The organism is Staphylococcus sp. ZWU0021 (assembly GCF_000798895.1).
Taxonomy (GTDB): Bacteria; Bacillota; Bacilli; order Staphylococcales; family Staphylococcaceae; genus Staphylococcus; species Staphylococcus saprophyticus.
In genome coordinates this window covers 134,511-146,436 of sequence record NZ_JTLN01000005.1, presented here as the reverse complement: position 1 = coordinate 146,436, position 11,926 = coordinate 134,511, and the positions used below count along the sequence as shown (strand labels likewise).

The following is an 11,926-nucleotide window of genomic DNA, read 5'->3' as shown; positions in this document are numbered from 1 at the left end:
TTACACGCAGCTAAAATAATTTAAAATTTATAGTCATATTGGTTGATAAAAGTGAACAATAGGATTATAATAAAATTAAGGTCAAAGAAAGTCAAAGTCAAACTTACTTTGTTCTTGATCAAAGACTAAATGGTGAGGTGAATCATTTTGGATATTAATCAAATGACCTATGCAGTTCAAGGTGCTTTGCAAAAAGCAATAGAGCTAGCAAAAGATAACGAAAATCAAAATATCGAAATAGAAGCAATATTAAAAGCAGCACTTGAAGAAAGTGAAAGTTTATTTAAAAGTGTATTGGAAAGAGCAAACATAGAGACCGAACTTTTAAATAAGGCTTACGATGAAAAATTGAAAAATTATCCTTCAGTACAAGGGGATAACGTACAATATGGTCAATATATTAGCCAGAAAGCAAATGAATTAATAAATAAAGCTGAAACGTATATGAATACTTATGAAGATGAGTATATTTCTATGGAACATATCATTTTAGCTGCAATGGACATAGATGATACAACAATTAAATTTGTCGATAATAAAAAAGAAGTTATTGTAGAAATCATTAAAAAAATTAGAGGAGGAAATCATGTGACGTCACAAAACCCAGAAGCAAATTATGAAGCTTTAGAAAAATATGGTAGAGATTTAGTTGAAGAAGTCCGTCAAGGTAATATGGATCCTGTCATTGGACGTGATGAAGAAATAAGAAATACTGTGAGAATCTTAAGTAGAAAGACTAAGAATAATCCAGTATTAATCGGTGAACCAGGTGTAGGTAAAACAGCAATTGTTGAAGGCCTTGCACAACGTATTGTGCGTAAAGACGTGCCTGAATCACTTTTAGATAAAACAATATTTGAATTAGATTTAAGTGCGCTTGTTGCAGGTGCAAAATATCGTGGTGAATTCGAAGAACGTTTAAAAGCAGTACTTAAAGAAGTGAAAGACTCAGACGGTAGAATTATATTATTTATAGATGAAATTCACATGCTTGTTGGTGCAGGTAAAACAGAAGGCGCGATGGATGCAGGTAATATGCTAAAACCAATGCTTGCACGTGGCGAATTACACTGTATCGGTGCAACAACACTCAATGAATATAGAGAATATATTGAAAAAGACTCTGCATTAGAGCGTCGTTTCCAAAAAGTAAATGTGTCTGAGCCAGATGTAGAAGATACAATTTCCATTTTACGTGGACTGAAAGAACGTTATGAAGTTTATCATGGTGTACGTATTCAAGATAAAGCATTAGTAGCTGCGGCAGAACTATCAGATCGTTATATTACTGATCGCTTCTTACCGGATAAAGCGATTGATCTTGTGGACCAAGCGTGTGCAACGATTCGTACTGAAATGGGTTCAAATCCAACAGAGTTAGACCAAGTTAATCGTCGCGTCATGCAATTAGAAATTGAAGAAAGCGCATTGAAAAACGAATCAGATAACGCGAGTAAACAACGCTTACAAGAATTACAACAAGAATTGTCTAATGAAAAAGAAAAACAAAACGCAATTCAATCACGCGTAGAAGAAGAAAAAGGCAAAATTGCAAAACTACAAGAAAAACGTACTGAATTAGACGAAAGTAGAAAAGCCTTAGAAGATGCAGAAAACAATTATAATTTGGAAAAAGCGGCAGAATTACAACATGGTAAAATTCCTGAATTAGAAAAAGAATTACGCGAGTTAGAAGCTGCATTCCAAAATGAGCAAAATAGTGACAATGAGCGCATTATACGTGAGATTGTATCAGATGAAGAAATTGGTGATATTGTTAGTTCATGGACAGGTATCCCTGTTTCTAAACTTGTAGAAACAGAAAGAGAGAAGTTATTAAATCTTTCAGACATTTTACACGAACGTGTCGTTGGTCAAGATAAAGCTGTAGATTTAGTTTCTGATGCTGTTGTCAGAGCGCGCGCTGGCATTAAAGATCCAAATAGACCAATAGGTAGTTTCTTGTTCTTAGGACCTACAGGTGTTGGTAAAACAGAATTAGCCAAATCCTTAGCGTCAACTTTATTTGATTCAGAAAAACATATGATACGAATTGATATGAGTGAGTACATGGAAAAACATTCAGTTTCCCGTTTAATTGGTGCACCTCCAGGCTATGTAGGTCACGATGAAGGTGGACAATTAACTGAAGCGGTTCGTCGTAATCCATATTCTGTTATATTATTAGATGAAATTGAAAAAGCACATTCAGACGTATTTAATGTATTGTTACAAATACTTGAAGAAGGTAGACTTACTGATTCTAAAGGTCGTGAAGTTGATTTTAAAAATACAATTATCATTATGACTAGTAACATTGGCTCACAAATCCTATTAGAAAACGTAAAAGATGCTGGTGTGATTACTGATGATACAGAAAAAGCTGTTATGAATAGCTTAAACCAATACTTTAAACCAGAAATTATTAACCGTATGGATGATATTGTATTATTTAAACCATTAACAATCAGTGATATGAGTTCTATAGTAGATAAAATATTAACTGAATTGAATATTAGATTAATGGCACAACGTATTTCAATTAATGTGTCAGATGAAGCTAAAGCGTGGTTAGGTGAAGAAGCATACGAACCACAATTCGGTGCAAGACCGTTGAAACGTTTTGTGCAAAGACAAATAGAAACACCACTTGCACGTAAAATGATTAGAGAAAATTTACCTGAAGACACAACAATAGACATCGACCTATCAGAAGATGGTTTAAGATTTACTGAAAACAAACCAGAAATCGATTAGTAAGTATAATTGAATTTAACAAAACGGTGTGGCGCAGAAACCTTAATTTTTACATTGGTTTCTGCGCCACTTTTTTAATTATAAAATCGGGGAACAAGATTGTAAGTTAATATATCATATCTCAACAAACCAATAAGTTTATTTTTTAATATTGAAAATAAAAAAACTGCCAACGTCAGTCAGAAGACTTTGTTGACAGTTTAAAGATTCTAGGACATAAATCAATGTTTCAAACTTTACATTTCATTAAAATGAGTCGTTCTTAAACATAAGCTAAACCATTATCCTAGTCATCTAATGTTGTTCGTTTGTATTATTATGTTTAGGTTTAATTACCAAATCAAATAAGATAATAATAATCGTAAATACAACAGCGCCCATGATTGGTGTAATGAGGTTCAGTGCACCGCCACCATTTAAGCTGTTAAGTACGAAATTAACCATTTGTAATAAGACAATAGACCAAAATAAAACTGCGAGGTATTTCATTATGTAATGCCTCCAATATCGTATATATATCTACATTATAAATAATAAAGTGTAGTTTGTATAGTAGGTTAGTAATAATTGTGGTTATACTTTGTGATAATTAGCTAAGTCATTTATAATTATTTGTGGAAAACACGCAATGAAATATGTATAGTTCTTGTATTTGAAATGTGTATTATGTTAAATTAATACCTGGTATTAAAATTAAATTTAAGAAGGTGTACAACCATGGACGTGGGTATTAAAGGTTTTGGTGCATACGCACCTGAAAAAGTTGTAGAAAATACCTATTTTGAATCATTTTTAGAAACATCAGACGAATGGATTTCTCAAATGACTGGTATTAAAGAACGTAGATGGGCTGGTGAAGACGAAGAAACTTCAGACATGGCTTATCAAGCTAGTTTAAAAGCAATTGAAGATGCAGGTATAGGAGCATCAGAAATAGATATGATTATTGTTGCGACATCAACAGGGGATTTTCCATTCCCAACAGTTGCCAATATATTACAAGAAAGATTAGGCATCGGCAAAGTTGCTTCTATGGATCAATTAGCCGCTTGTAGTGGTTTCATGTATTCAATGATAAATGCTAAACAATTTGTTCAATCTGGTGATTATAAAAATATTTTAGTAGTTGGAGTGGACAAATTATCTAAAATCACAGATTTTACAGACCGTTCAACAGCCATTTTATTTGGTGATGGAGCTGGAGCTGTAGTAATCGGTGAAGTATCTGAAGGTCGAGGTATCTTAAGTTATGAATTAGGTTCAGACGGCTCAGGTGCTAAGCATTTATATTTAAATCCAGAAAACGGAAAAATATTTATGAATGGCCGTGAAGTTTTTAAATTTGCTGTAAGAATTATGGGTGAAGCATCTAACAACGCAGTAGCAAAAGCTAATTTAACTGCAGATGATGTAGATATGTTTGTACCTCATCAAGCAAATATAAGAATTATGGAGTCAGCGAGAGAACGTTTAGGTATACCAAAAGAAAAAATGAGTGTATCTGTTGATCGCTTTGGTAATACTTCAGCAGCGTCAATCCCATTAAGTATAGGACAAGAGTTAGAAAATGGTAGGATTAAAGATGATGATGTCTTAGTGTTAGTAGGTTTTGGTGGCGGCTTAACATGGGGCGCTGTGACACTAAGATGGGGAAAATAGGAGGATAAATTATGAGCAAAGAACAACGTGTTGTTATTACAGGAATTGGCGCATTATCACCTATAGGAAATGATGCTAAGTCTACTTGGGACAATGCATTAAAAGGTGTAAGTGGTATAGATTCGATTACACGCATAGATACAACGGATTACAATGTCCATTTAGCTGGAGAGTTAAAAGACTTTGATATTGAAGAGCATATTCCTAAAAAAGAAGCGAGACGCATGGATCGCTTTACACAATATGCAGTTGTAGCTGCAAGAGAAGCCGTTAATGATGCTAAACTTGAAATTAATGATAGTACTGCGGATAAAATTGGCGTATGGATTGGTTCAGGTATTGGTGGTATGGAAACATTTGAAATTTCACATAGCCAATTATTAAATCGTGGACCAAGACGTGTGAGTCCGTTCTTCGTACCTATGCTGATCCCAGATATGGCGACAGGTCAAGTATCAATAGATTTAGGTGCTAAAGGGCCGAATGGTTCGACGGTTACTGCTTGTGCAACTGGTACGAACTCAATAGGTGAAGCATTCAAGATTATTCAACGTGGCGATGCAGATGCAATGATTACTGGTGGTACAGAAGCACCGATTACACATATGGCATTAGCTGGCTTTAGTGCGAGTCGTGCATTATCTACAAATGATGATAAAGAAACTGCATGTCGTCCTTTCCAAGAAGGTCGTGATGGATTTATCATGGGTGAAGGTGCAGGTATTGTCGTTTTAGAATCACTTGAATCAGCGAAAGCTCGTGGTGCGCAAATTTACGCTGAAGTCGTAGGTTATGGATCAACTGGTGACGCATATCATATAACAGCCCCAGCTCCAGAAGGTGAAGGCGGTTCACGTGCTATGCAAGCGGCAATAGATGATGCTGGTATTGAAGCGAAAGACATTCAATATTTAAATGCACATGGAACAAGCACTCCAGTAGGTGACTTAACTGAAATTCAAGCTATTAAGAATACTTTCGGTGAAGCGGCGAAATCATTGAAAGTAAGTTCAACTAAATCAATGACAGGTCATTTACTAGGGGCTACAGGTGGATTAGAAGCTATTTTCTCTGCACTTTCAATTAGAGATAGTCGTATTGCACCAACGATTCATGCTGATTCACCAGATCCTGAATGCGATTTAGATATCGTTCCAAACAAAGCAGAAGATTTAGATATTACCTATGCAATGAGTAATAGTTTAGGTTTTGGTGGACACAATGCTGTACTTGTATTGAAAAAATTTACTGATTAATGTAGATAAGTTATATTTTGAAAAGCAAGATCATCTCAATCGGATGATCTTGCTTTTTTTGTAAATATCGAACTTAAGAAAGTTAGAGAAATGATAACAATAATAGAGAGGCTTATAGTTTATTATAATAACTTTTTAACGGTTGAATATTTAAAATTCTTGTAAAACATAAAATTTATATTGTGAAATGTTTAGAAAAAGTTAAAATATAAAGTGAAGATAATTTTATATTTATAAAATGTCTATTCAAGACATACATTTAGTGTATAATGTAAATTATTAGATTATAAAGTGGGGTGTAATTAAGATGAAGCAATTTCTAACATTATCTACAACGTTGAAAACAAGAATGATAGCAGATTTCATCTTAATTATAGCGAGCCAAGCGATTTTACCCTTTATGGCATTATATTTAACGAGTAAAGTAAATGCTGTATTTGCTGGTACATTTTTAATTGCCAATATCATTGTAAGTTTTGTAGTGTCCTTCGTAGGTGGATATTTAGGAGACAATTATAATAGGAAGAAAGTAGTCAATTTAATACATTTTATCTACGCTGTGTGTCTGATTATTTTAAGTATTACGGTGACTATGGATGGTTTAGGTTTAATCATATTTTGTATAACGGTATTTATCTTTGAATTATTGTTTGCTGCGAGTGAACCTATTTTTGAAGCAGCAATTATGGATGCCATTTATGAAGAAGTTCGCGAGTACGTTTATCAATTAAATTATTGGATGTTTAATATTGGTACGGCGATTGGCATGGCATTAGGCGCGTTGTTATATTTAGGACATAAGCATTTATTATTTGTATTATTTTTCATTGCTATGCTGATAAGTTGGTATTTATTTGAAAAATATTATGACGTGGAGCAAGTTATTACTAAAAAAGAAGATCTAACCTCTAAATTTAAACATTTCGTAGATAGTTATCATGTTGTCATTAAGGATAAATACTATATGTTGCTTAATATTGGGTTTATGATGGTCATCATGGCTGAACTCAGTTTGAATTCTTATGTAGTTGTAAGACTAAAAGAAGCGTTTGAACCTTTACATTTTTTAGGCTTTTATATTGATGGTGTCCGAATGTTTACAGTAATTATGATCATCAATACACTTGTAGTGGCGACATTAACTTTTACGGTTAATAGAATTGTAGATAACACCTCAAAGAAAATTGTATTTATGATAGGTATTGTTTTATATACCGTTGGTTATAGTGTTTTGATGTCAGCTTCTGAATTTTGGATATTATGCTTATTTTCTATTATAGCTACATTAGGTGAATTGATTTATTCCCCAATTCAAAATGCGCAACGTTTCTTGATGATTCCTGAAGATAAACGAAGTACTTATAATACATTTGGGATGATTTCATTCTATGGAGGGAATATATTGGCACGTTTAGGATTAATAATTGGTGCGTTTATTCTGCCTTGGATGATGTCAGTATATGTAGCTGTTATAGTACTTTTAGGATTTATCCTCTTGTATTACGCATTATTTCATAACCCTAATATTGAAACAAAATAATGAAAAGACTGTATTCGTTTATTGTGAATCATCACAATAGCTGATACAGTCTTTTTTATATAATAAATGAAATGGCAATCGAAATAAGTAAATATAGCAAATTAAAAACAAAGCCCACTTTAATCCATGGATTTACAAAGTAGGATGATTTTTTGGCTTGTGTAGGTTTAAAAAAATCATCATTTTCTAGCGTATCTTTGTGTTTTTTATTCGTTAGCTGATACTTTAGTCTTCTAAAACCGTAACTCGTAGGATCTAATATACCTTCTTGAACAATGATTAAACTAAATAGGATAATCACAAATATAAAAGATACATAGAATATGATATTTAAATACTGAGTTAATTGATGTGAGGCAAAGAGCCAACATAAGAATGAAATCAATGGTGTAAATAATAGCCAAAATAGATAAGTGGTAAATTTCCTCATATTTATTGTCTCCTTTATTTAATAAATTTATTGTAACTTAAAATAACTAAAAAATGAATAATTTGCCTTATAAATTCTTTTATATCAACACTTTTAAAGAGAAAGAAAATTAAATAAAATTCATTTACTTTAATAAAGTAAAGCAAAACAATATTGATTAAAATATGAACTATAAGTATACTGTTATTAAATATTTCTGAATATTTCGAAGGGAATGTTTATTCTGAAATCAAAGGGGGATAAAAAATGCTTAAGTATGTTTTGAAGCGTTTAGGCTACATGATTTTATCACTGTTCATTATCATTTCGATAACATTTTTCTTAATGAAGCTGATGCCCGGTTCACCATTTAATGATGAAAAATTAAATGAAGAGCAAAAGCAGATTTTAAATGAAAAATATGGTCTCAATGATCCAGTACCAGTGCAGTATGTTAGTTATTTGAAGAATGTCGTTACGGGGGACTTTGGTAACTCATTCCAATATGATAACCAACCTGTATGGGAGTTAATTAAACCGAGGTTAGTTCCGTCGCTTGAGATGGGGTTAACGGCAATGGTGATAGGTGTAATTATAGGTTTGATACTAGGCGTTATTGCAGCAGTACGGCAAAATACTTGGGTTGATTATACAGCAACGGTCATCTCAGTTATTGCAGTTTCAGTACCATCGTTCGTGTTAGCGGTATTGTTACAATACGTATTTTCAGTTAGATTACAGTGGTTTCCAGTCGCAGGTTGGGAAGGTATATCGACAGCTGTACTACCTTCACTGGCATTGTCAGCAGCAGTATTAGCAACAGTTGCAAGATACATAAGAGCGGAAATGATAGAAGTTTTAAGTTCAGATTATATCTTGTTAGCACGTGCAAAAGGGAATTCAACGATGAGAGTGTTGTTTGGTCATGCATTAAGAAATGCATTAATCCCAGTCATCACAATTATTGTACCGATGTTAGCAAGTATATTAACGGGTACATTGACAATTGAAAATATATTCGGTGTGCCTGGTTTAGGGGATCAATTTGTACGTTCAATTACGACAAATGATTTCCCAGTAATTATGGCGACAACGATTTTATTCAGTACACTATTTATTGTTTCTATTTTCCTTGTAGATATTTTATATGGTGTGATTGATCCACGTATTCGTGTACAAGGAGGTAAAAAATAATGGCTGATAAAAGAGATGAAAAATACAATGATGACCATTCAAATGCAGTTATGACACATACCTCAGAAGCGATACCAGCTTCGGATTTTATTAGAAGTAAAAACGATTTAGAAAAAGAACCAGAAATGCAAAGAGAAAGTAAAAACTTTTGGCAAGACGCTTGGGCACAGCTTAAAAGAAACAAGCTTGCCGTCGTAGGGATGATAGGTTTAATCATCATTATCTTACTAGCATTGATTGGACCTTTATTAAGTTCTCATGATTATGCAGAGCAAGATGTAGAGAGACGTAACTTACCTGCAAAAATTCCTGTATTGGATCAAATTCCATTTTTACCTTTTGATGGTGAAGGAGCACAGGGCGTAGATGCATATAAAGAAGCAGGTGTGAAAGAAAACTTCTGGTTTGGTACAGACCAACTTGGAAGAGATTTATGGTCTAGAACTTGGCAAGGTGCACAAGTATCCTTATTCATTGGTGTTGTAGCAGCGTTACTAGATATATTCATAGGCGTTGTATATGGGGCAATATCCGGTTTCTTTGGGGGACGGATAGATAATGTCATGCAACGTATTATTGAAGTAGTTGCGTCTATACCTACACTAATTGTTGTTATTTTATTCGTACTAATATTTGAACCGTCTATTTGGACAATTATATTAGCCATGGCAATTACAGGATGGATTGGCATGAGTCGTGTGGTTCGTGGTGAATTCCTAAAGTTAAAAAACCAAGAATTTGTATTAGCATCTAAAACTTTGGGAGCATCTAAAATAAAATTAATATTCAAACATATTTTACCTAATACATTAGGTGTTATCGTAGTTACATCTATGTTTACAGTACCTAATGCAATATTCTTCGAGGCTTTCTTAAGTTTCATTGGTATTGGGGTACCAGCACCTAGAACATCATTAGGTTCTTTAGTGAATGAAGGTAGAGCCATGTTATTAATTCATCCGCATGAATTATTTATTCCAGCACTTGTATTAAGTTTATTAATCTTATTCTTCTATCTATTTAGTGATGGATTACGTGATGCATTTGATCCTAAAATGCGTAGATAACAAAAGGGGGCAACATATATGTCAGAAAGAGTATTGGAAGTTAGTAATTTGCATGTTTCCTTTGATATCGATGCAGGGGAAGTGCAAGCGGTAAGAGGCGTGGACTTCTTTATCAATAAAGGAGAAACCCTTGCAATTGTTGGTGAATCTGGTTCTGGGAAGTCAGTTACAACCAAAGCGATCACTAAGTTATTCCAAGGAGACGCTGGACGTATTAAAAAAGGTGAAATTAATTTTTTAGGGGAAGACTTAGCTAAAAAATCAGAGCAAGAATTAATCAAATTACGTGGAAAAGACATTTCAATGATTTTCCAAGATCCAATGACATCATTAAATCCAACAATGAAAATTGGGAAACAAGTCATGGAACCACTTATGAAACATAAGAATTACAGTAAAACAGAAGCTAAAAAAAGAGCGTTAGACATATTGAATTTAGTTGGGTTACCAAATGCAGATAAAAGATTTAATGCATATCCTCATCAATTTTCAGGCGGACAACGTCAAAGAATTGTTATCGCAACCGCGCTTGCTTGTGAACCTAAAGTGCTTATTGCAGATGAACCAACAACAGCGCTTGATGTAACAATGCAAGCTCAAATATTGGAATTAATGAAAGAACTACAAGATAAGATTAGTACCTCCATTATATTTATCACGCATGACTTAGGGGTCGTTGCGAATATTGCTGACCGAGTAGCGGTCATGTATGGAGGACAAATGGTAGAAACAGGGGATGTGGATGAAATATTTTATGATCCTAAACATCCATATACATGGGGATTATTATCATCTATGCCAGATTTGACAACTGGTACAGAGACTGAATTATTAGCTATTCCAGGTACACCACCCGACTTGTTACATCCACCTAAAGGTGATTCGTTTGCAGAAAGAAGTCAATTTGCTTTAGATATTGATTTTAAAACGCCACCGCCATGGTACCAAGTGTCACCAACACATTTTGCAAAATCTTGGTTATTAGATGAACGCGCACCACATGTGGAACCACCGGAAATGGTGAAAAAACGTTTGCGTAACATGCCAAATAATTTCGATAAGCCACAACAGGTAGAAAGGGTGTCGTTAGATGGAAAATAAAAATGAACTGTTATTACAAGTGAAAAATTTAAAACAGTATTTTAACGAAGGTAAACGCAATGAAGTAAGAGCAATTGAAAATATTTCATTTGACGTTTATAAAGGTGAAACTTTCGGCCTAGTTGGAGAATCTGGTTGTGGTAAATCAACGACAGGTAAAGCGATTATTAAACTAAATGATATTACTGATGGTGAAATTTTATATGAAGGTATAGATATTCAAAAAATTAAAAATCGTAAAGATTCATTGAAATTTAATAAAAAGATACAAATGATTTTTCAAGATCCATACGCATCGCTCAATCCAAGACTTAAAGTAATGGATATTGTGGCAGAGGGGATTGATATTCATAAACTTTCTACAGGTGTCAAAGATCGTAAAAGACGTGTCTACGATTTATTAGAAACTGTGGGACTAAGTAAAGAACACGCCAATCGTTATCCACATGAGTTCTCTGGAGGACAAAGACAACGTATTGGAATTGCACGTGCACTTGCCGTTGAACCTGAGTTTATTATTGCGGATGAACCTATTTCAGCATTAGACGTTTCAATACAAGCACAAGTTGTAAATTTATTACTTAAATTGCAAAAAGAACGAGGCATTACGTTTTTATTCATCGCTCATGACCTTTCCATGGTTAAATACATTTCGGACAGAATTGCAGTGATGCACTTTGGTAAAATTGTCGAAATTGGTAGTGCGGATGAAATTTATAATCATCCTATGCACCCTTATACGCAATCACTACTGTCGGCTGTACCTCAGCCAGACCCAGAAAGTGAACGTGTGAGAAAGAGAACACTTTTTAAAGAAGACGAGACTAAAAATGACCAACGTACATTGCATGAAATCAGACCGAATCATTTTGTATTTACAACAGATGACGAAGCGGAAGATTTGAAATCACATACACAAGAAGCATCTGTATAACATGGGAAA

Annotated in this window: 10 protein-coding genes; 8 read left to right on the top strand and 2 right to left on the bottom strand. The window is 33.9% G+C overall.

Annotation, left to right across the window (positions count from 1 at the left end):
* Window positions 1-147: 147 nt before the first annotated feature.
* Window positions 148-2,757, top strand: coding sequence for an ATP-dependent chaperone ClpB (gene clpB, locus L987_RS01315; protein WP_047502522.1), 2,610 nt, complete (start codon window positions 148-150; stop codon window positions 2,755-2,757).
* Between the two features lie 294 nt (window positions 2,758-3,051).
* Here clpB and L987_RS01310 read toward each other — a convergent pair whose 3' ends face one another.
* A complete protein-coding gene (locus tag L987_RS01310) occupies window positions 3,052-3,246 on the bottom strand; it encodes a YjzD family protein (protein ID WP_011303495.1) in 195 nt (64 codons plus the stop codon).
* A 228-nt stretch (window positions 3,247-3,474) separates the two neighbouring features.
* Between L987_RS01310 and L987_RS01305 the strand changes: the two genes are divergently transcribed.
* The 3 genes from L987_RS01305 to L987_RS01295 all read left to right on the top strand — a co-directional run bounded on the left by L987_RS01305 (window position 3,475) and on the right by L987_RS01295 (window position 7,212).
* Window positions 3,475-4,416, top strand: coding sequence for a beta-ketoacyl-ACP synthase III (locus L987_RS01305; protein WP_047502520.1), 942 nt, complete (start codon window positions 3,475-3,477; stop codon window positions 4,414-4,416).
* 11 nt (window positions 4,417-4,427) lie between these two features.
* Window positions 4,428-5,672 carry a beta-ketoacyl-ACP synthase II gene (gene fabF / locus L987_RS01300; RefSeq protein WP_002483774.1) on the top strand — a complete coding sequence of 415 codons (1,245 nt, stop codon included), beginning with the start codon at window positions 4,428-4,430 and terminating at the stop codon, window positions 5,670-5,672.
* A 307-nt stretch (window positions 5,673-5,979) separates the two neighbouring features.
* Window positions 5,980-7,212, top strand: coding sequence for an MFS transporter (locus L987_RS01295; protein WP_011303493.1), 1,233 nt, complete (start codon window positions 5,980-5,982; stop codon window positions 7,210-7,212).
* A gap of 55 nt (window positions 7,213-7,267) precedes the next feature.
* On the opposite strand, the gene L987_RS01290 is transcribed toward L987_RS01295, so the two are convergent.
* The gene (locus L987_RS01290; protein ID WP_011303492.1) at window positions 7,268-7,642 is read right to left on the bottom strand and encodes a DUF3899 domain-containing protein; all 375 of its coding nucleotides are present in this window, start codon (window positions 7,640-7,642) and stop codon (window positions 7,268-7,270) included.
* A 246-nt stretch (window positions 7,643-7,888) separates the two neighbouring features.
* Here L987_RS01290 and opp3b point away from each other — a divergent pair, with 246 nt between their 5' ends.
* Genes opp3b through L987_RS01270 form a run of 4 tightly spaced genes read left to right on the top strand, consistent with a single transcriptional unit; the run spans window position 7,889 to window position 11,917 of the window.
* A complete protein-coding gene (gene opp3b / locus L987_RS01285; protein ID WP_011303491.1) occupies window positions 7,889-8,815 on the top strand; it encodes an oligopeptide ABC transporter permease in 927 nt (308 codons plus the stop codon).
* Window positions 8,815-9,882, top strand: coding sequence for an oligopeptide ABC transporter permease (gene opp3C / locus L987_RS01280; protein WP_002483770.1), 1,068 nt, complete (start codon window positions 8,815-8,817; stop codon window positions 9,880-9,882). Before opp3b ends, opp3C begins: the two co-directional genes overlap by 1 nt.
* A gap of 18 nt (window positions 9,883-9,900) precedes the next feature.
* Window positions 9,901-10,983 carry an ABC transporter ATP-binding protein gene (locus L987_RS01275; RefSeq protein ID WP_011303490.1) on the top strand — a complete coding sequence of 361 codons (1,083 nt, stop codon included), beginning with the start codon at window positions 9,901-9,903 and terminating at the stop codon, window positions 10,981-10,983.
* Window positions 10,973-11,917 carry an ABC transporter ATP-binding protein gene (locus L987_RS01270; protein WP_011303489.1) on the top strand — a complete coding sequence of 315 codons (945 nt, stop codon included), beginning with the start codon at window positions 10,973-10,975 and terminating at the stop codon, window positions 11,915-11,917. The genes L987_RS01275 and L987_RS01270 overlap by 11 nt, the downstream gene beginning before the upstream one ends.
* Window positions 11,918-11,926: the final 9 nt, after the last annotated feature.

What these genes read in the sequence shown, in the direction of transcription:
- L987_RS01275 (WP_011303490.1), top strand. Translation starts at nt 9,901, where the DNA reads ATGTCAGAAAGAGTATTGGAAGTTAGTAATTTGCATGTTTCCTTTGAT.
- opp3b (WP_011303491.1), top strand. Translation starts at nt 7,889, where the DNA reads ATGCTTAAGTATGTTTTGAAGCGTTTAGGCTACATGATTTTATCACTG.
- L987_RS01310 (WP_011303495.1), bottom strand. Translation starts at nt 3,246, where the DNA reads ATGAAATACCTCGCAGTTTTATTTTGGTCTATTGTCTTATTACAAATG.
- opp3C (WP_002483770.1), top strand. Translation starts at nt 8,815, where the DNA reads ATGGCTGATAAAAGAGATGAAAAATACAATGATGACCATTCAAATGCA.
- fabF (WP_002483774.1), top strand. Translation starts at nt 4,428, where the DNA reads ATGAGCAAAGAACAACGTGTTGTTATTACAGGAATTGGCGCATTATCA.
- L987_RS01295 (WP_011303493.1), top strand. Translation starts at nt 5,980, where the DNA reads ATGAAGCAATTTCTAACATTATCTACAACGTTGAAAACAAGAATGATA.
- L987_RS01290 (WP_011303492.1), bottom strand. Translation starts at nt 7,642, where the DNA reads ATGAGGAAATTTACCACTTATCTATTTTGGCTATTATTTACACCATTG.
- L987_RS01270 (WP_011303489.1), top strand. Translation starts at nt 10,973, where the DNA reads ATGGAAAATAAAAATGAACTGTTATTACAAGTGAAAAATTTAAAACAG.
- L987_RS01305 (WP_047502520.1), top strand. Translation starts at nt 3,475, where the DNA reads ATGGACGTGGGTATTAAAGGTTTTGGTGCATACGCACCTGAAAAAGTT.